Origin of the sequence: Pseudovibrio sp. Ad46 (assembly GCF_001623065.1) — a bacterium.
In the GTDB taxonomy this organism is placed as follows: domain Bacteria; phylum Pseudomonadota; class Alphaproteobacteria; order Rhizobiales; family Stappiaceae; genus Pseudovibrio.
In genome coordinates, this window is the sequence record NZ_LMCG01000041.1 from 76,231 (window position 1) to 93,873 (window position 17,643).

At 51.9% G+C, this 17,643-nt stretch carries 15 protein-coding genes; 10 read left to right on the plus strand and 5 right to left on the minus strand.

Annotated features, from left to right (window positions below; genetic code table 11):
- Nucleotides 1–174: 174 nt before the first annotated feature.
- Nucleotides 175–1,443 carry a hypothetical protein gene (locus PsAD46_RS09535; RefSeq protein ID WP_208981753.1) on the minus strand — a complete coding sequence of 423 codons (1,269 nt, stop codon included), beginning with the start codon at nucleotides 1,441–1,443 and terminating at the stop codon, nucleotides 175–177.
- A 266-nt stretch (nucleotides 1,444–1,709) separates the two neighbouring features.
- Here PsAD46_RS09535 and PsAD46_RS09540 point away from each other — a divergent pair, with 266 nt between their 5' ends.
- The 6 genes from PsAD46_RS09540 (at nucleotide 1,710) to PsAD46_RS09565 (ending at nucleotide 6,971) form a co-directional block, all read left to right on the plus strand.
- The gene (locus tag PsAD46_RS09540; protein WP_063293074.1) at nucleotides 1,710–2,615 is read left to right on the plus strand and encodes a ThiF family adenylyltransferase; all 906 of its coding nucleotides are present in this window, start codon (nucleotides 1,710–1,712) and stop codon (nucleotides 2,613–2,615) included.
- A 270-nt stretch (nucleotides 2,616–2,885) separates the two neighbouring features.
- Nucleotides 2,886–3,875, plus strand: coding sequence for an ABC transporter substrate-binding protein (locus tag PsAD46_RS09545; protein ID WP_063306686.1), 990 nt, complete (start codon nucleotides 2,886–2,888; stop codon nucleotides 3,873–3,875).
- 90 nt (nucleotides 3,876–3,965) lie between these two features.
- Nucleotides 3,966–4,736, plus strand: coding sequence for an ABC transporter permease subunit (locus PsAD46_RS09550; RefSeq protein WP_082830601.1), 771 nt, complete (start codon nucleotides 3,966–3,968; stop codon nucleotides 4,734–4,736).
- Nucleotides 4,726–5,538: an ATP-binding cassette domain-containing protein gene (locus tag PsAD46_RS09555; protein ID WP_063306687.1), complete on the plus strand. Its 813-nt coding sequence runs from the start codon at nucleotides 4,726–4,728 to the stop codon at nucleotides 5,536–5,538. Before PsAD46_RS09550 ends, PsAD46_RS09555 begins: the two co-directional genes overlap by 11 nt.
- Nucleotides 5,535–6,725, plus strand: coding sequence for an NnrS family protein (locus tag PsAD46_RS09560; protein ID WP_063306688.1), 1,191 nt, complete (start codon nucleotides 5,535–5,537; stop codon nucleotides 6,723–6,725). The genes PsAD46_RS09555 and PsAD46_RS09560 overlap by 4 nt, the downstream gene beginning before the upstream one ends.
- A gap of 12 nt (nucleotides 6,726–6,737) precedes the next feature.
- Complete coding sequence (locus PsAD46_RS09565) at nucleotides 6,738–6,971, plus strand: hypothetical protein (RefSeq protein ID WP_193776930.1); 234 nt, start codon at nucleotides 6,738–6,740, stop codon at nucleotides 6,969–6,971.
- A 9-nt stretch (nucleotides 6,972–6,980) separates the two neighbouring features.
- On the opposite strand, the gene PsAD46_RS09570 is transcribed toward PsAD46_RS09565, so the two are convergent.
- A complete protein-coding gene (locus PsAD46_RS09570) occupies nucleotides 6,981–9,578 on the minus strand; it encodes an ATP-binding protein (RefSeq protein WP_063306690.1) in 2,598 nt (865 codons plus the stop codon).
- Entirely contained in the window at nucleotides 9,575–10,348 is a 774-nt protein-coding gene (locus PsAD46_RS09575; protein WP_063306691.1) for a response regulator, read from the minus strand. The genes PsAD46_RS09570 and PsAD46_RS09575 overlap by 4 nt, the downstream gene beginning before the upstream one ends.
- 313 nt (nucleotides 10,349–10,661) lie before the next feature.
- On the opposite strand from PsAD46_RS09575, the gene PsAD46_RS09580 reads away from it, so the two are divergent.
- The 4 genes from PsAD46_RS09580 (at nucleotide 10,662) to PsAD46_RS09595 (ending at nucleotide 16,376) form a co-directional block, all read left to right on the plus strand.
- On the plus strand, nucleotides 10,662–11,684 hold the full coding sequence (locus tag PsAD46_RS09580; protein ID WP_063287769.1) for an ABC transporter substrate-binding protein: 1,023 nt from the start codon (nucleotides 10,662–10,664) through the stop codon (nucleotides 11,682–11,684).
- A gap of 106 nt (nucleotides 11,685–11,790) precedes the next feature.
- On the plus strand, nucleotides 11,791–13,998 hold the full coding sequence (locus tag PsAD46_RS09585; RefSeq protein ID WP_063306825.1) for an iron ABC transporter permease: 2,208 nt from the start codon (nucleotides 11,791–11,793) through the stop codon (nucleotides 13,996–13,998).
- A gap of 23 nt (nucleotides 13,999–14,021) precedes the next feature.
- On the plus strand, nucleotides 14,022–15,092 hold the full coding sequence (locus tag PsAD46_RS09590; protein ID WP_063293066.1) for an ABC transporter ATP-binding protein: 1,071 nt from the start codon (nucleotides 14,022–14,024) through the stop codon (nucleotides 15,090–15,092).
- 192 nt (nucleotides 15,093–15,284) lie between these two features.
- Nucleotides 15,285–16,376 carry a DUF2235 domain-containing protein gene (locus PsAD46_RS09595; protein WP_063306692.1) on the plus strand — a complete coding sequence of 364 codons (1,092 nt, stop codon included), beginning with the start codon at nucleotides 15,285–15,287 and terminating at the stop codon, nucleotides 16,374–16,376.
- Nucleotides 16,377–16,429: 53 nt separating this feature from the next.
- Here the strand turns inward: PsAD46_RS09595 and PsAD46_RS09600 are convergent, their stop codons facing one another.
- Both PsAD46_RS09600 and PsAD46_RS09605 read right to left on the minus strand, forming a co-directional pair.
- Nucleotides 16,430–17,035 carry a cytochrome b/b6 domain-containing protein gene (locus PsAD46_RS09600; protein WP_063293064.1) on the minus strand — a complete coding sequence of 202 codons (606 nt, stop codon included), beginning with the start codon at nucleotides 17,033–17,035 and terminating at the stop codon, nucleotides 16,430–16,432.
- A gap of 2 nt (nucleotides 17,036–17,037) precedes the next feature.
- Nucleotides 17,038–17,499, minus strand: a complete 462-nt coding sequence (locus PsAD46_RS09605) for a cytochrome c (protein WP_063293063.1) — start codon at nucleotides 17,497–17,499, stop codon at nucleotides 17,038–17,040.
- Nucleotides 17,500–17,643: the final 144 nt, after the last annotated feature.

The following is a 17,643-nucleotide window of genomic DNA, read 5'->3' on the forward strand; positions in this document are numbered from 1 at the left end:
CGCGTCTGTTTTTCAGCTATGTGAAAACTCTCATATCAAACTGTAATAATACTGGTTTGATCTACGCAAGGTTACCCCTGCGGCGAATGCGCACAATTATTATGAGGGATGTGTTTTGCGCATTTACCGCAAGAGAGGTTAAGTTGGTTTCGTGCAGTTTGGGTATCTTCCGGCCTACCCTACATGAGCAAGCTCATCCTCTTGATAATTTTGTGCTTTTGAGGTTGTCTCTTCTTCTAGAGGCGAAATTCTTTGTTTGTTTGTCAGCAAAGCCATAATGCCAGGTGATGATGTTGGGTCATATCGTGCTGTGGCATCTAACCCTCCCGTGAGCGTGATGGATTGAACCCGAATTGGCTCTACCTGTTGGTTCTGGTGGAGAAGCTGGAGTTCTTTCCCTTCAAGTAATTCATATGGCCGCTCCGAAGTCAGGTGAATTCTATCCTCCTCTATGCGGCGGAGGATGATAGGTGTCTTATTGCCAGTGCTGGATTGGATGACACCTGTTGCGTTCGTATCAATGAGAGCTGCCGCGTTTGAAAGGCTATGACGAGCGAAAATTTTGTCGTAGTCATGGGAAGGATAGTGACGGCGAAGTAGGTCAAGATCTTCTCGTGTGAGCGAGTTAGCGCCTTGAATTGGTCCGTGCAAAAAGTGGTCAAGGTGTTCTGGGCGCCAACGATTACCGTTGTAAGCGGAGGTGACTTTGCTAAGGCTTTGGAAGTTGCTGAACTCGTATTCCATGTAATATTTGAACACGTTTTGCTCGTCCGGAGCGTCTTTGTACATCGCCGCATAGTCTTGGTGCATTTCTGTGAAATTTAGATAGGCCCCCGTCGCGGTTGTGCCGTTTACATAATCAAACGCATCGATCACCTCCTCACTCAATCTGCGAAAGAGCAGGAGGGCCTCATAGAAAACCATGTGTTTTGGAGTGGAGGCCATCACAAGATCGTGGATGCCCAGATCTTCACGGGCAACTTGAAACATGTACTTCAATAGAGCGTGGATGAGTGCGCCATCCTGTGAGCGATAATCAGGATGAATAGTTAGTGAGGACGCTTCGGCGATCCGACGGTTCCAGCGTTGAATGTGTTTGAGTGAAAAAATCTGCTCCACGGGCAGCTCTTCAAGAGACTTTATGATGATGGTGGTGGTGCCAATGACGGTATCACCCTGCTTTGCAATGAGCGTGTAGCAGGATGGGAGGACATAAAACGGGGTGAACCGATAGCCACTCCCGTCCTCCTTCATATAGCCGACTTGAGTGTAGGACTCGTAGAGTAATCTGCAAGCCTGAGAGAGTTCATCAGGTGTGTCCGCGAGCTTGAAAATAACATTCTTGGGCGGTGTGTTTTGCAGCTTCACCCTTCTTCTGTGAATGGAAAAACGACGTGCTTTTTGGGCTTCGTGGGCTGTTTCTGATTTAATTGTATTGCTCATGCTCAATAACCTTTACTTGAACAACGTTGTGCAAGTGAGAATAAAAATCGATATTACCTAAAGTTATAAATCTGATATGACTTTATTGATTTGAATAGAGCAAAAATATTATTAACGTTAATATTATAAATAATATTGACATATACTTAGTTTGTAAAAGATAAGCTTGTTTAGGTTGTGCAATAAGTTTGTGTGCAATCGATAAATATTTGTTTGTGTGCGGTTTTATTACTCGCACTGATTGGAAATTTTATTAGTGGAGGAAGATGTTGACTGTTTTAGCTGCATCTCAAGCACAAGGGTCTAAATCAGGCACATGTGCAGGCTTTTCATATGACGCTGCTTTTTCCCGCAACATTGGTTGGGTGACACCGGAAGAGCAGCAAACTCTGCGTGGTAAGCGTGTTGCGATCGCTGGTATGGGCGGTGTAGGCGGCATTCATGCTGTCACATTGGCTCGATTGGGAATCGGTGCGTTCAGCGTGGCTGATTTCGATCACTTCGACATCGTCAATTTTAATCGCCAGATTGGGGCCACTGTCAGCACCCTGCAAGAGCCTAAGGTTTCAGTGATGGCTGAACAGGTGCGTAATATTAATCCAGAGGTGGATCTGCGGGCTTTTCCGGATGGTGTAACCGATGAGAACATAGATGCCTTTTTGGAAGGCGTTGATATGTTTGTCGATGGCTTCGACTTCTTTGTGCTGGGTATGCGCAGAAAGGTTTTTGCAAAGTGTCGCGAACTCGGGATTCCAGCGGTTACGGCTGCTCCGCTTGGTATGGGCACTGCTTATCTGTGTTTTACTCCGGATGGCATGAGCTTTGAGGACTATTTCCAGTTTGAAGGGGAAGACGAGTTACATCAGTACTTCAAGTTTTTGTTGGGTTTGGCACCAAGCGCGTTGCATCGCCATTCACTGGTGGACACCTCTCAACTGAACCTGAAGGAGGAGCGTGGCCCATCGACTGCTGCGGGTTGCCAGTTGGCTGCTGGGGTGGTTGGAGCGCAAGCCATTAAGCTGCTGCTGGGTCGCGGGCCATTGAAGCCAGCGCCGTGGTATCATCACTTTGACGCCTATGAGGGTAAGTTCGTGACCAAGCGCCTCCCCTCCGGAAATGGCAACTTCTTCCAAAAGCTGAGACTCAAAAAGACCATGCAACAGTTTACCTAGTTTCTGCATAATTGCAGGAACATAGGTGCGTGGGAGGCTTTCCCCTACAAAGAGAGATTGTGCGATTTCGGGCAAGTCGCACAACGCTCCCGCGCATCTTGGAGCCTTTAGGCAGGGTTTCACATCTTAAATTGCTTTAATATGAGTTTAATCTTCAGGTTATTGACTTTTGTCAAATAAGCGAAGGAGTGATCGTGATCTACAGTAATTGCAATTCATTCGCATTTGCGAGCTGTTCGCTTTCTATCCCGTTTCGATGGAAACTCAAAAATGATCACACGTCGTTCTTTTCTTTCGCACACTGCAGGGTTTACCGCTGCAGCATCTCTGGGTAGTACGCTGCCATTTGTGGCTCAAGCGGCCAATCCGGCGCTGGCTCTGCATGGCCCGCCAGTGGGACCATCGGTGGTGTTGTCTTACATTGCTAACAAAGGTTTGCTTTCTGACTTTACAGAGAAAGTAGATTTCTCCGTTTACAAGTCACCAGATGTCCTGCGCGCTGGTTTCGTTTCCGGTGACTGGAAATTGGCGGGCACCCCGTCTTATGTTGCAGCGAACCTTGCCAACAAAGGCCTTCCCGTGAAGATGCTGAACATCATGACCTGGGGCATGCTTTATGTGCTCAGCTATGATGGTTCTGTGAAGTCCCCTGCGGATCTGGCCGGTGAGAAAATCGGCATGTTCTTCCGAAATGATATGCCGGACCTGGTGTTTGGCCGTGTCATGGAGCAAAACGGGCTGACTGAGGGCAAAGACTACTCCTTGCACTATGTCAGCACCCCGTTTGAAGCATTACAGCTTCTGCTCTCAGGTCGCATCAAGCATTGCGTTCTGCCAGAGCCGGCTGCGACAGCGGGTATGGTCAAAGGCAAAAAGATGGGCAAGTCGATCCATCGTTCCATCGATTTGGCCAGTGAATGGTCGTCTGTGACGGGTGGCGAAGGTCGCTTCCCGATGGCAGGCATGATGGTGCATGATGACTTGCTCAATGCGCAGCCAGAGCTGATTGAAGGCTTCCACAAAGCCTGTGTCACCGGCACTGAGTGGGTGAAGGCAAACCCCAAGGAAGCGGCGGCTGTTGCATCTGAAAGCATCACATTGCCAGCACCCGTGATCGCTAAGTCCATTCCGCATACGCACCTGACAGCAGAACGTGCCAAAGACATTCAGGCCGAGTTGGAGCAGTTCTACTCCATTCTGGCGGAAAAGAACCCATCCATCATTGGCGGAAAATTGCCGAACGCAGACTTTTATCTGTAGCGAAGCAGGCTTGGCAGGCCGCGCAAAGGTTACGGTCACCTGGTCTGCTGAGCCCAACACACAACGAGAACATACTTGATGATCCATCACATGCTATCGACGTTAATGAGTAAACTTTGGAGTGGGTGGGGCACACTGGCCGGGGTATTTCTCATTTTTGCGCTCTGGCAAGTCGGTTTTGAGACCTTCGGGTCTCTGGTGTTGCCTGCCCCATTGGAAGCATTGAGCCGGTTGGTGGATCTTGTCGCTTTGCCATCCGGGCTCGAATACATTCTGATCACTGCCAAGCGGGCCTTCGCTGGCTTTTTGCTTGCCAGCGCTTTTGGTATTTTCTTTGGCCTGATAGCCGGTTGGTCCAATACACTGTCGCTACTCTGTAAGCCGTTTATTACCGTGGCCCTTGGGGTGCCGCCGATTGCATGGATCGTGCTTGCGCTGCTGTGGTTTGGCGGCGATGACGGCACGCCGATCTTTACAGTGTTCATCTCAACGATCCCGCTCATTTTCGCAGGTGCTCTGCAAGGCGTGCGGATGCGGGAGAAGGAGCTGGATGAGATGGCGCAGAGTTTTCATGTGCCGCTGGTTCAGCGGTTCTGGCAGGTGCAGGCACCGCAGATCGTCTCCTACCTCTTTCCGGCATGGGCAACAGCGTTGGGGTTGAGCTGGAAAGTTGTGGTGATGGCAGAATTACTCTCCAGCACGCGTGGCATTGGCGCTGGCCTTGCTGAAGCACGCGTCAACATCGATACCGCGTCCACCATGGCGTGGATCGTTGTGGTTGTTGGTCTGCTGCTGGTCATCGAAGGTATGTTGCTCAACCCTGTCAAAGACTATGTGGAGGGTTGGAAGCATGCTGAATGATATAGCTCCTCTGCTCTCCGTCGTGCCAAGTGGCTCAGCAGAAACAAGGCCATCCGTTTTATCTGTCTCAGTGGAAGACCACCGCTACCATCCTTTGCAGCAAACATTGGCACCGAGTGCGCTGGAGCTGAAAAAAGGGGAAGTTGTTAGCATCATCGGCCCATCCGGTTGCGGGAAGTCGACCTTTCTGCGCATCGCAGCGGGATTGATTGAGGCAAGCACCGGGAAAATATCAAGCACTGCGGATCGAACGGCGATCCTGTTTCAGGAACACCGGTTGCTGCCATGGAAGAGCCTTCTGAACAACATCAGCTTTGGTCTTCAGGGTCAAAAACTCTCCAGGTTCCAGCGTATGAAAAAAGCGCGGACCGTTGCTTATGCCATGGGCTTCACTGAGGATGATCTGATCAAATATCCTTCAGAGCTCTCCGGTGGCATGCGCCAGCGCGGCGCGTTGGCCCGTGCGCTGGCGGTGGAGCCTGACCTGTTGTTTTTAGACGAACCTTTCAGCGCTCTCGATATTGGTCGCCGCCGCGACCTTTACCGGCTTGTGCTGCATGAAGTTGATGAAAAACAGTGTTCTGTTCTGATGGTCACTCATGATGTGACCGAAGCATTGGCATTGAGTGACCGTGTTTTGATTATGGCGCCAGATCCAGGGCATTTTGCCAAGGAGTACGAGGTGCCATTGACCCGCTCCGAGCGTACGCGCCGAAACCTTTTGGAACTTGAGGCAAGCTTGCTAGCGGATGACCGGATTGCGCAGCTGTTTAACATGAGCAACTGGGAGCAGCTGGTATGACGGAACTTGCACATACACCTCGCCAACAGGCCTCGTTCTGTGATGCTCCGGTGTTCTCTGAAGGGTTCCGGGTCTTCTTTCCGCTGTCAGCACTCTATGCGGTGTTCTCCATCGTCGTGTGGGGACTTGTGCTTGCAGATGTCCTGCCAGTGCCGCTGGACGCAGACCCTCTTCTCTTTCATCAATACGAGATGTTCTTTGGCTTCTTCACGGGCGCAATGGCGGGCTTTTTGACGACTGCTGTGCCCTCTTGGTCAAACACACCAAAGATTGCGGGTGCGCAATTGGCGGGTTTGGGGGCACTTTGGCTGGCAGGACGTATCGCGTTCTGGATGCTTGGTGTGCTTTCGCCGACTGTCGTGTTTGTGGTTCAGGCTTTCTTTCCCGCGGCGCTGCTGATTGTTATCTTGCCCCGACTATGGCGTGCCAAGATGCGGCATCTCATGTGGCCGGTGCTTATGCTTTGCACAGCCCAGCTTGTGTGCTTTTGGGAATACTCTGAGATTGGCGTTCTCAATCAGGGACTTGCGATTGCGGAAGGTGCGTTCGTCCTGATGGTCCTCACGGCTCTTGCTCCGGTTTCCATGGTGATTGTGAATGATGCGTTGGCCACGCGAGAGGATGGCGCCGTTTTTGTTCCTCGTCCACCAATGAGGCGTGCGGCGTTGTTCTGCATCTCCGCGTTTACCCTTGCCAAGGTGTTGGGTGTCTCTGATGCTCTGCAAGGATGGTTGGCGCTGGCCTCTGCCTGCGCAGTGCTCAATATCTTGCAGGACTGGCATGTGGCGGGCTCTTTGCGAACCACCTTCGCGAAAGCGCTCTACCTGGTCTACTGGTTCTTTGGAGTTGGCTTTGCCCTGGAGGCCGGCGGGTTGCTTGGGCTGCTTTCTGCGAGCTCATATGTTTCCGGTCAGCACATGATCTTCATCGGCGGCTTGTCTCTGGCAACCTTCATGGTTTTGACCATCGCGGGTCTGCGACATGCGGGCTATTCTTTGAAACTTCCAAAGTTACTAGGCGCCGCGATCCTATCTCTCATAAGTGCTTGTCTGGCCCGTTCTCTCGGTCCACTGCTCTTCCCTGATCTGGATGTAATGCCACTGGCCTGGCTCCTGTTTGCACTCGCTTTCACCCTATATCTGATCCACTTCGTGCCCGTGGTTCTCCGCGAAAACTTCGTAGAATAAAGGCAACTGACTATGCTTTCTTTATCGAGATTGTTTGAACCGAAGAAAACCGACCTTTCTGAAGATCTTGTTTCAAATGCCTTTGCGCTTGAGTGCGGCGACGCAGTATCAGCTGGCAAGGGCTGCAGTATGGAAGACAGAGAGTTTTGCCACGATGCGCGGTGTTATGCTCTCTCGCAAGCTTGTCATGCTGGCTGTGATCAACACCAGTTTATTGATGCGCTCTGGGCGGAAGACAGACACTGAAGCAGTGTCTTAGTCAGCAGCCTCAAACTGCTTTATCTGGCTGAGCAAAGCTTCGGCCAGTTGTTCCTTGCTGTAAGGTTTGGCCAGTCGTGTGATCCGCTCTAGGTTTTGTGTTTGTGGTTCCAGTGCTTTGGGGAAGCGACCTGAGGTGACAACCACCTTTTGGTCTGCGCAGGCTTTGATGCTGGCTTCGGCCAGATCCCAGCCGATTTTGCCATCTTCGAGCTGAACATCTGTGAAGAGAATGTCGAACTTGGTTCCGTTCTCAATGAGCACTTTAGCGGAGCCGTAGCTGTTGGCTTCGATACAAATAAGCCCCATCTCTTTCAGCATGGTTTTGGCGCGCAACAGGGTTTGTAGATCATCCTCAACCACCAGAATGCGGCGAGGCTGGTCAAACGTAATCGCGGTGTTGGGTGCCAAATCTTCCAGCGGTGCCTGCGGAATGACAAGGGTCACTGTTGTCCCCTCCTCCTTCTCGCTGGTGATGCCCATTTCCCCGCCGGATTGTTTGATAAAACCGAACACCATGCTCAACCCAAGTCCAGACCCTGCAGACGTGCGGCGGGTGGTGAAGAAAGGCTCGTAAACGCGTTCCAGCGTTTCCTGATCCATGCCGCACCCATCATCAGTAACACTTATGGAAACACTCTCGGACCCGTTGGCCACAACCCGAACAGAAATCGTACCCGCATCCGAAATGGCGTGGGAGCTGTTGATGCAAAGGTTCAGCAGTGCGCTTTCCAGCTGGCCGGGGTCGATGCGCACATAGGTTGCTTGCTCCGGCAAATCTGTCGTCAAGATGATCCGCTCATCGATGCTCAATGAAATGATCTCGGCCACACTCTCAATGAGATAGTTGATTTCAACGACTTCTGGCTCAAGGTGCTGTTTGCGGGCAAAGGCAAGCAGGCGCTGGGTCAGATTTGTGGCCATTTCTACTGCGCTATGAATGCGTTGGATGTTGCCTTTCAGATCAATGAGTTTTGAGCTTTTGCGCTCAATTATTCCGACACTGCCAGAGATGCTGGTCAAGATGTTGTTGAAGTCATGGGCCACTTCACCGGTTAGTTGCCCAAGGCTTTCGAGCTTTTGTTTTTGCTGTGCCTGTTCCTGAACAAAGCGACGGTCCGTGGCATCAGAGAATGACCAGACTGCACCGCCTTCTGGTAAAGGACTTTTGCGCACTTCGATCAGGATGCCGTCATCATCAATCAATTCTGCAAAGCGGAAGCGTGTGCCATGTGGACGGACGTTCTCATCCTTCCATCTGAACCCGGAGTTTTGGATCAGGACACGGATGTCTCTGGCCTTTTTAATCTCAGCTTCATTGATGCGAAGCGTTTCTGCCAGACGCGGGTTCCAGGCTGTCATGTCGTGGGCATCGTTGGTCAGAACCAGCCCTTCAGCGATGCAGTTAAAGGTGGTCTCAAACAGCTCTGTCTTGCGTTGCAACTGGCCATAAATGCGGCGCAACCGAATGGAATTGGCGCGAAAAATGCGGAAGGAATGCAACAGTCGGGTGATCTCATCATCCTGCCGCGCAGGTCGTGGGAGCACGGTGGTGTGATCTCCTTTGGCCAGACTGGACATGGCGTGAGAGATGCGATTGATGTTCTTGGTCACGTAACCAGCAATGTAATGCGCTGACATCAAAGCCAGAAGAATACTTGCGATGCCAGTGAGTAGCACAACGAGCTGTGCGCTGGAGATGTAGGAGGATGTTTCCTGCCGTTGCTTGGAGATTTCTTCACCTGACAGACGAACAAACTCAGCAACCAGCTGGTTGATCATCTGTGCGCTGGATTTGATTTTGAAAAGCGCGTTGCGGGCTTCCAGTTGTCCCGCCATTGCCAGATGACGGATGGCGTACAGACCTGCGTTGTCCTCTGCGATTGTCTTCAGCGCTGCAACGGCTTCCTGAACCTCAAGGGCAGATATGCCCTCCAGATCAGCCATTTGCAGATGATAGCGGCGACGCAGCTCGCCCAGACTGAGGAAATCGGTTACATGCGCGGCGGAAATCAAAAGGTTGGCAGCCTGACCAATCCCTTGCCAGGCTTCACGCTCCTCTGCATTCTGGTAAAACGTGGAGGAGTTCTTGACTGCAAGGCGCTCCATCTTGGAGAGGTCAACAAGCAGGGTACGAACCTGATCCTCAGACTCGCTGATTTGCTGGGCTGCGTTGACGAGCACGGCTACCTGAGAGCGCATGAGCGAGAGATTTTGTTGCACTTGCGGCAAAAACCGTCCGAGACTTCCTTGTTGCCGTGCAAGCGGAAAGTTGTCTCGATATTGCTGTTCTGCATTGCTCAGCTCAACCAACAAACGAGAGCCTTCATTTTCGATCTGATAGACCGAAGAAAGGTTGAGGATAAAGGGAGCTGAACTCACCAAGCCGGCGGATTTGTTGGCCAGTTGGAGGGAGCTTGCGATTGCTTCGATAGTCTTTTGATAATGCCCAACGAGCTTCACGTTGGCTTGGTCCAGCCAGTACCACGCGATCGACCCTGCAAACAAAGTTGCAAAAGTCAGCAGTGTGATGGCTGCCAGCAAACGTGTTTTGATGGAAAGCAGAGCTTTTAAGCGTTGAGGCAGAAGGGTCATAGCAGATCTACTGCGGCTTCATCCAGTGCGAAGACATAGCCTTTGCCGCGGCGGGTCTGCAAAAAGACCGGCTTGGATGGATTAGCCTCAATCTTCCGGCGCAAACGCAGGATCAAAACATCGACGGTGCGGTCCATATAGCGGGAAAGATCCCCGCCCAGATACTCCAGCAGTTCCACGCGATCAATCGGACGGTTCGGGTTCTCGATGAGAAACTCCAGCAGACGCAGCTCTGAGTTCGTCAGGCTGATTTCCCGTAGGTTCCTGTCCAGCAATCGACGCTCGTCGCAAATGAAGGAGAGCTCGCCAAGTGGAATAATCCCAGCGCTCGGTGTTTGCGGTGCAAGAGTGGTAGCAGTAGGCTCTCGTTCTGCCGGAACATTGCGCTTGTAACGACGCAGAACCGCACGAATGCGGGCGATCAGTTCTCGCGGATTGAACGGCTTCATCAAAAAGTCATCAGCACCGGTTTCCAGTCCAACGATCTTGTCTACCTCATCTCCCGTGCCCGTAAGCAGAATGATTGGAAAGTCATAGGATGTGCGCAGGCGCTGTGCGAGCATCATGCCGCTTTCACCATCCAGCTTCAGATCGATGATTGCCAGATCAAGGCTTTCCAGCTCTTTGAGCGCGATGAGTTCTTTGCTGCCATGGCACGGCAGTGCCTGGAACCCATATTCATGCAGCAGTTCCTGCAGCACCTCGCGAATAGCCGGGTCGTCATCAACGACAGCTACCTTTGAGGGTGACCTATCCCAACTCTCGGTCATTTATGTAACCTTCCTCGCAACCCGTACCATGCTCCCAGACGCATACTTGGAGGTCGTTTTTGATTTTCTTCAGATTGCGGCGACAATGCACGGGAAAGTGCCTTCCCATCAATAATTCTATTATTTCATATGTAACTCAATTCTGTAATAAATGTAACATTTAAAATATATATCTGCTAAATAAGAACATACTTAACGGTAAAGCATAAGCACTCCTGTGGTGTTTCATGTAATTTTCAAATCAAGTTACGGGAATATGTGGGTGTACTTGTAAGTTGTTACACCTACATGCGTTTAGACTTGGGAGAAGATAATGAAAAACGCTCTTTTAGGTGGTCTTGCTGCTGTTGGCCTCCTTGCTGCACTTCCAGCAACAGCTTCTGCTGAAGAACTCAACATGGTCTGTGGTGCTGAGCAGGACTGGTGTGAACTGATGGCACGCGGTTTTGAGGATGAAACCGGCAATGAAGTTCTGATGGTTCGCAAAAGCACTGGCGAAACACTCGCTCAGGTGCGTGCAGAAGCAAGCAACCCTAAGATTGACGTATGGTGGGGCGGTACTGGCGATCCACACCTGATCGCAGCCTTTGAAGGCCTGACACAGGATCCGGGTGTTGACACCAGCGACCTGTTGGGCTGGGCATCCAACATGCACAAGATCTCAAATGGCGGCACTGTTGGCATCTACGCTGGCGCACTCGGCATTGCGTATAACGCTGAAGTTCTGGAAGAACGCGGCCTGCCAGCTCCAGCTTGCTGGAAAGATCTCACAAACCCTGCGTACACCGGCGAAATTCAGGTTGCGAACCCAAACAGCTCCGGCACGGCTTACACTGAGCTGGCAACCTTCGTTCAGCTGTTTGGTGAAGATGAAGCCTACCGTCTGCTGACTGAAATCGGCAAGAACGTGAACCAGTACACAAAATCCGGTTCGGCACCAAGTAAAGCTGCTGCTCGCGGTGAAACCACCATCTCTATCGGCTTCATGCATGACATGGTTAAGCTGGCAGGTTCCGGTTTCCCGCTGAAGATCGTGGCGCCATGTGAAGGTACTGGTTACGAAGTTGGCGCTGTGAGCGTGATCAAAGGTGCAAAGCACCCTGAGCTGGCGAAGCAGTTTGTAGAATACGCTCTGCGTCCAGACGTTCAATCCCGTTCTGTTGAAGTGAAGTCCTTCCAGGTTCCTTCCAACTCCAAAGCATCCGTTGCTCCTGAGTCTCCAGATCTGGCAAGCATCAAGCTGATCGACTACGACTTTGCGACATATGGTGAGCGTTCCACTCGTGAGCGTCTGCTGAAGCGCTGGAATGAAGAAGTTAAAAACGCTTCTCATTAAGTAAATCGAGCGTTGAAGGGCGGACTTATTCTCTGTCCGCCCTTCACTCTATATGCGTTGCATCGTATTCGCGCTTGCGCCAATACAAAACTCTCGGATCAACATCATGCGAAAGACAATTGCGCTCTGGCTCGCCGCCGGAATAGTGGGATTTTGCATATTTCCCTGGTACTCAGTAGAAAGCGGCTTTTGGTCTTTTCGCTGGTTGTTCAGCGAATTCCTTAGCGAAGACGCCGCACCTGCCCTCTTCCAAGCTCTGCTTTATGGCCGCTGGTGGTTTGTTCCATTAGCATTGGCATTCGTTGGCATCGGCCTGTCGTTTGCTTTGCTGAAAGATGAACGCACCCGGGCAAAGGCCCTTGTTATTCTGTCTATGACAGGCCTTGCTCTGTTGTTTGCGCAGGGCTTTGCAATTGGCAGAGTCGGACCAGAGCTGTTCATTGATACTCTCAACTTCGGCTCAGCTGCAACAGGTCAGGTTGGCTTTGGCTCTGGGGCGATGATAACCGCCGGTGCTCTCCTCTTTATCCTCACCACCAGCATTTCAGGTCTTGGTCAGGGCCGCGGTGATGCGTTCATCGTTGGTAGCATCGGCCTCATTATTGCTCTGGTGATCACCTTTGTTTTCTATCCAGTCTCCCAGATCTTGATCCGCGCTTTTGAAGCAAGTGATGGAGGCATTGACATTGCCTTGTTCTTCACCCGCTTCTTCTCCAGTGATATCTGGAGCCTTGCCTGCCTTGCTGGCGGCAAAACCTGCGGTCCGGCCTGGAACTCTGTTTTCCTCGCAGTGCTCACCGGTGCTGGTACAACCCTCCTCGGCCTTGCCTTTGCGCTGGTCGCGACCAAAACAGCGTTTCCTGCGAAAAAGCTGCTGCGCATTCTCACCATTATTCCAATCATCACTCCTCCCTTTGTGATTGGTTTGGCGCTGATCCTCATGTTCGGCCGTGCTGGTGTAGTGACAGATATGCTGCATGATGTTTTTGACATCTCGAAAAGCCGTTGGCTCTACGGTTTCTCTGGCATTTATCTCGCGCAGCTGCTTTCCTTTACGCCGATTGCCTTCCTTGTACTCATCGGTGTGGTTGAGGGCGTCAGCCCTTCCATGGAAGAAGCCTCTCAAACCCTCAATGCTACTCAGTGGCAGACCTTCAAGAACGTCACATGGCCGTTGATGCGTCCGGGTTTGGCGAACGCCTTCCTGCTTGGCTTCATTGAAAGTATCGCCGACTTCGGCAACCCGCTGGTGCTGGGGGGCAACTTCAACGTCCTGTCTACTGAGATCTACTTCGCCATTGTTGGTGCTGTGGCTGACCCATCCAGAGCGGCTGTTCTGGCTGTCGTCTTGCTCATGCTCACCCTGTCTGCCTTCGTGGCACAGCGCTTGTGGCTTGGCAAAAAATCCTATGCGACTGTGACAGGCAAGGCTGACTCCGGCCAGCATTCGCCGCTGAACTCTGCGCTTAAATGGACATGCTACGGCTTTGCATTGCCATGGGCAGCGTTCACAGCCGTCGTCTATTCCATGATCGTATTCGGCAGCTTCGTGAAGCTTTGGGGTTACGATAACACCTTCACGCTGGATCACTACATTCGGGCATTCTCTGTCAGCTTCAATAATGGCATCCGCTGGACGGGTGTGGCGTGGGACAGCTACTTCACCACGCTGACCATCTCCACCATCGCGGCTCCACTCACCGCTGTCGTTGGTTTGCTGACTGCCTACCTGCTGGTGCGTCAGAAGTTTGCTGGCAAGAACTTGTTTGAGTTCAGCACGATGCTCAGCTTTGCTATTCCGGGCACTGTGATTGGTGTGGCTTACATCATGGCCTTCAACACACCACCAATTGAATTGACTGGTACCAGTATCATCCTGATCATCGTGTTTGTGTTCCGCAACATGCCAGTGGGTGTGCGCGGTGGTATCGCGGCGATGTCCCAGCTGGATAAGAGTCTTGATGAAGCTTCCATCACCCTTGGTGCCAACAGCTTCACCACTGTTCGCAAAGTGATTCTGCCTTTGATGGGGCCTGCAATCCTCGCAGCTCTGGCGTACAGCTTCGTTCGTGCCATCACGTCTGTGAGTGCGGTGATCTTCCTGGTGAGTGCGCGCCACAACATGGCAACCTCGTTTATCGTGGGCCGTGTTGAACATGGCGAGTACGGCATCGCGATTGCGTACTCCTCTGTGCTGATCATTACCATGCTCGTGGCAATCTTGCTGCTGCAGGTCGTCATCGGGCAGCGCAAGTTGCGTCGTCAGAACCGTCTGCAAACCTCAAACAAAAACAAAGAGCTGGCTTCAGCTTAATCCTAGAGTTTCTGGAGTAAATCATGTCTATTATGCAAAAAGCAGGCTCTGTACAGTTCCGGGATGTCGTCAAAAAATACGGTTCTGTCACCGCACTGAAGCCTCTCAACCTGGAAATCCAGCAGGGCGAGCTTGTCACTCTTTTGGGCCCAAGTGGTTGCGGCAAAACCACCACTCTGCGTCTCATCGCCGGGCTGGAAGCTGCAACTGAAGGCACTATTTACATCGGTGGCAAGGACGTCACGCATCTAACGGCGACGTACCGCAACGTGTCCATGGTGTTCCAGTCCTACGCACTCTTCCCGCATATGAGCGTGGTCGACAACGTGTCCTACGGCCTGCGTGTCAATAAGGTGCCTGCCAAGGAAGCCAAAGCCAAAGCAGAAGAAGGCTTGGCTATGGTTGGTCTGGCTGGGTATGGTGAGCGCCTGCCAAGTGAGCTTTCCGGTGGCCAGCAGCAGCGTGTGGCAGTTGCTCGTGCTGTTGTGCTGGAGCCTGAGGTTCTGCTGCTTGATGAGCCGCTCTCAAACCTTGATGCAAAGCTACGCCGTCATGTACGTGAAGAGATCCGCGAAATCCAGCAAAAGCTTGGCCTGACCGCTGTCTATGTGACGCACGATCAGGAAGAAGCGATGGCTGTTTCTGACCGCATCATCGTGATGAATAAAGCGGAGATTGCACAGTCTGGTACTCCGCGAGAGCTCTACAACCAGCCGAATTCCGCGTTTATTGCTGACTTTATTGGTGATGCAAACGTGGTGGATTGTGAGATTGCAGGTTTCAGTGAAGGCACAGTTTCACTGAAAGTTGGTGGGGCCTCTGTTGTTCTGCCTTACTCTGGTCCGGCGTGTCAGCACGGTAAGCTGGCGATCCGTCCAGAAGGCATCACCGTTACACAAGATGGGACCAATGGCATCGCTGCGGGCATTGCTTACGCAGCTTATCTCGGCAACCAGATCCAGTACTCCCTCAACACTGGATTTGGCAAGTTGTTCGCCATTGATCACAACCTGAGTGCAACGGTCATTCCAACAGGTGCAGAAGCCTTCATCCACCTCAAAGAAGAGGGGCTGGCCTTTTTGCCAGAAGCATAAGGGCTAGGACGGCCACCTCCATCCGAACCCTCTCTTCTAAAACAGAAGCCCGGAGATCCCCCTCTCCGGGTTTCTTTTTGTCTGGCTCATGAGAATGTGTGGGGTGCATGAGGTGTAGATACTCGCATAAGCTGTACTTACCTGCGTTTGCTGATTAAGTTTAAGTGACACTGCAGTTTTGAGAGGTAGGCCATGGTGAAGAACATAGTGGTGTTTTCAGACGGAACCGGTCAGGAGGGCGGCGAAGGCCCGGACACGAACGTCTATAAGCTCTTCAGGATTTGCGAAAACAGAACCAAACGGCAAGTGCTGTTTTATGATCGCGGATTGGGCACGAAAGCGCACCGCTCTCGTGTTACGCGTTTACTGGGCAATGCCACTGGGCTTGGTGTCAGCAAGAACCTGATGGAATGCTATCAGTTCATCTTCGAGAATTATCAGGCCAAGGATAAGATCTATCTGTTCGGCTTCAGCCGCGGCGCCACCACCGTGCGCAGCCTTGCAGGTTTCATCGAGATGTTCGGCATCCTACCCAAATCCCGACCAGAACTGATCGCCAAAGCCTACAAGATTTACCAGATCAGTGATTGTCATGCGCGAAAAGCCAAAGCACAGGAATTTCGCGAAAGGCACCACAATATGTGGGCAGACATTGAGTTTATCGGCGTGTGGGATACGGTCGCAGCGCTTGGGCTGCCTTGGAAACCCCTTTCCGCTGCCGTCAACAAGCTCCCCGGCTTCAAACATGAGTTCCATGACCTGACATTGCCTGCAGCCGTGAAGAATGCTTACCATGCCTTATCCATTGATGATGAGCGTGAGGTGTTCCATCCTGTCCTGTGGAATGAGAGTACCGCGCCAAACCAGATCATGCAGCAAACCTGGTTTGCAGGTGTGCACACCGATGTTGGCGGTGGTTATGAGGATTCCCGACTTTCAGACATCACATTTAATTGGATGCTGGAGCACGTAGAACGAAACGGCTTGCGCATTCATGAAAGCAGTCGCAAAGCGCTGGTTGCCAAGTTGAATCCGGATGAGACAGGCACGATCCATAATCCGCGTGAAGGCATCTTTGAGTACATCTACAAAGTGAAGCAAAGAATGTGGCCGCGGTTGGATCTGAACGCACGAGAACGCGGGCAGCCGCACGTTCATCCGAGTGTTCTTAAGCGGGCGAACAATCCGGAGATCAGCTACAAACCCTGGATGATAGAAAATAACCCGATTGAGGAGCCGCCGATCAAACGGACGGCTAAAGCGCGGGAAACTGAAACCTCTTAGGCAAAGAAAAGCCGGAGCAGATGTTGCTGGCCCGGCCTGATTTATTGCGAAGATCACTTGGCTTTTTGATAGCCTGTGATCATTGGGGTGACAAGATCTTCCCGCTTCCACAAACGGTAGAAGAAGATCGCTGCCACGTGCAGAACCACTAGGATAAGCGTTGCACGGGCTAATATGCCATGCCACGCCAATGCCGTACGGGCGCTGTCGATGCCTGCCCACGAGGCCAATGGCCCAACATTGATGTAGTCCTCCGGATCTGCGAACAGTCCCAGTGCCGCCTGCGCTCCAAACACTCCAAGCAAAAGGAAGACAAACAGGCTGCCAAGCGGGTTATGTCCCTTCCAGTTGCTTGCCTGCCGTTTTGGCAGTTTTACGATGTAGGAGAACAACGTTTTGGGGCTGTAAACAAAGCTTGAGAAACGAGCTGTCTCTGAGCCAATGAACCCCCAGACCAGACGGAACGCAATGAGGGCGAGCACTGCATAGCCAAACCAGAAGTGCAGCGTCATCACGTCTGGTCCAAACTTGCCCAAACCCCACGCGGCGGCAACACTGCCCGCGAAAAGCCAATGGAACAGGCGCAGTGGCAGGTCCCAAACAGAGGCTCCTGTTTTCTTCTGCGTTTCCAAGGAATGATCAGTGCTCGCAACCGTCATTTTTAGAAGTCCTTCGCGCGGAATTCTTTGTGGCAGCCTTTGCAGGTGCCGCCAAGTTTGCCGAGTGCTTTACCCAATGCAGGACGACCTTCGCCAGCGACATCATTCAATGCAACAAGTGCCTGATAGAATTCTTTTCCCTTGGCCTGATAGCCAGCCATGTCTTCCCAGATCACCGGAAGGGCGCGGGTTTTGCCTGGTAGGTCGGCGTTGGATGTGCCTGGAACATAAAGGCCTGCTGCGTTGTAGCTGGCAACTGTCATCATGTTGCCTGCAGCTGCTTTGGCTTTTTCTGGGCTGTATTCAATTTCGCCTTTTGCCATGGTTGCCAGAGCGCCCATATCATGCCCAAGTAGGGTGAAGTAAGCGCGGCGGGCTTCTACGACGTCGTCTTTGGTTGTGTCTGCCGCAAAAGCTGAAGTTGCAGTCATAGCGACCAGCGCAGTGATCAATAGTTTACGCATGGATTTCTCCGTGTTTGGTGGTTGCCTAGTATTTGATGGGGGTGTTTTTGTTTTGATTGTTCTATTTGAAATAAATCTTCTGGCATCGCATTGGCTGCCATTGTCTATTTCTTGTCTTTGCTTGTTCTAGTTATGTATATACCC

Bases quoted from the DNA above. Each gene is read 5' to 3' on its own strand.
- PsAD46_RS09535 (WP_208981753.1), bottom strand. From the start codon at position 1,443: ATGAGCAATACAATTAAATCAGAAACAGCCCACGAAGCCCAAAAAGCA.
- PsAD46_RS09540 (WP_063293074.1), top strand. From the start codon at position 1,710: ATGTTGACTGTTTTAGCTGCATCTCAAGCACAAGGGTCTAAATCAGGC.
- PsAD46_RS09545 (WP_063306686.1), top strand. From the start codon at position 2,886: ATGATCACACGTCGTTCTTTTCTTTCGCACACTGCAGGGTTTACCGCT.
- PsAD46_RS09550 (WP_082830601.1), top strand. From the start codon at position 3,966: ATGCTATCGACGTTAATGAGTAAACTTTGGAGTGGGTGGGGCACACTG.
- PsAD46_RS09555 (WP_063306687.1), top strand. From the start codon at position 4,726: ATGCTGAATGATATAGCTCCTCTGCTCTCCGTCGTGCCAAGTGGCTCA.
- PsAD46_RS09560 (WP_063306688.1), top strand. From the start codon at position 5,535: ATGACGGAACTTGCACATACACCTCGCCAACAGGCCTCGTTCTGTGAT.
- PsAD46_RS09565 (WP_193776930.1), top strand. From the start codon at position 6,738: ATGCTTTCTTTATCGAGATTGTTTGAACCGAAGAAAACCGACCTTTCT.
- PsAD46_RS09570 (WP_063306690.1), bottom strand. From the start codon at position 9,578: ATGACCCTTCTGCCTCAACGCTTAAAAGCTCTGCTTTCCATCAAAACA.
- PsAD46_RS09575 (WP_063306691.1), bottom strand. From the start codon at position 10,348: ATGACCGAGAGTTGGGATAGGTCACCCTCAAAGGTAGCTGTCGTTGAT.
- PsAD46_RS09580 (WP_063287769.1), top strand. From the start codon at position 10,662: ATGAAAAACGCTCTTTTAGGTGGTCTTGCTGCTGTTGGCCTCCTTGCT.
- PsAD46_RS09585 (WP_063306825.1), top strand. From the start codon at position 11,791: ATGCGAAAGACAATTGCGCTCTGGCTCGCCGCCGGAATAGTGGGATTT.
- PsAD46_RS09590 (WP_063293066.1), top strand. From the start codon at position 14,022: ATGTCTATTATGCAAAAAGCAGGCTCTGTACAGTTCCGGGATGTCGTC.
- PsAD46_RS09595 (WP_063306692.1), top strand. From the start codon at position 15,285: ATGGTGAAGAACATAGTGGTGTTTTCAGACGGAACCGGTCAGGAGGGC.
- PsAD46_RS09600 (WP_063293064.1), bottom strand. From the start codon at position 17,035: ATGACGGTTGCGAGCACTGATCATTCCTTGGAAACGCAGAAGAAAACA.
- PsAD46_RS09605 (WP_063293063.1), bottom strand. From the start codon at position 17,499: ATGCGTAAACTATTGATCACTGCGCTGGTCGCTATGACTGCAACTTCA.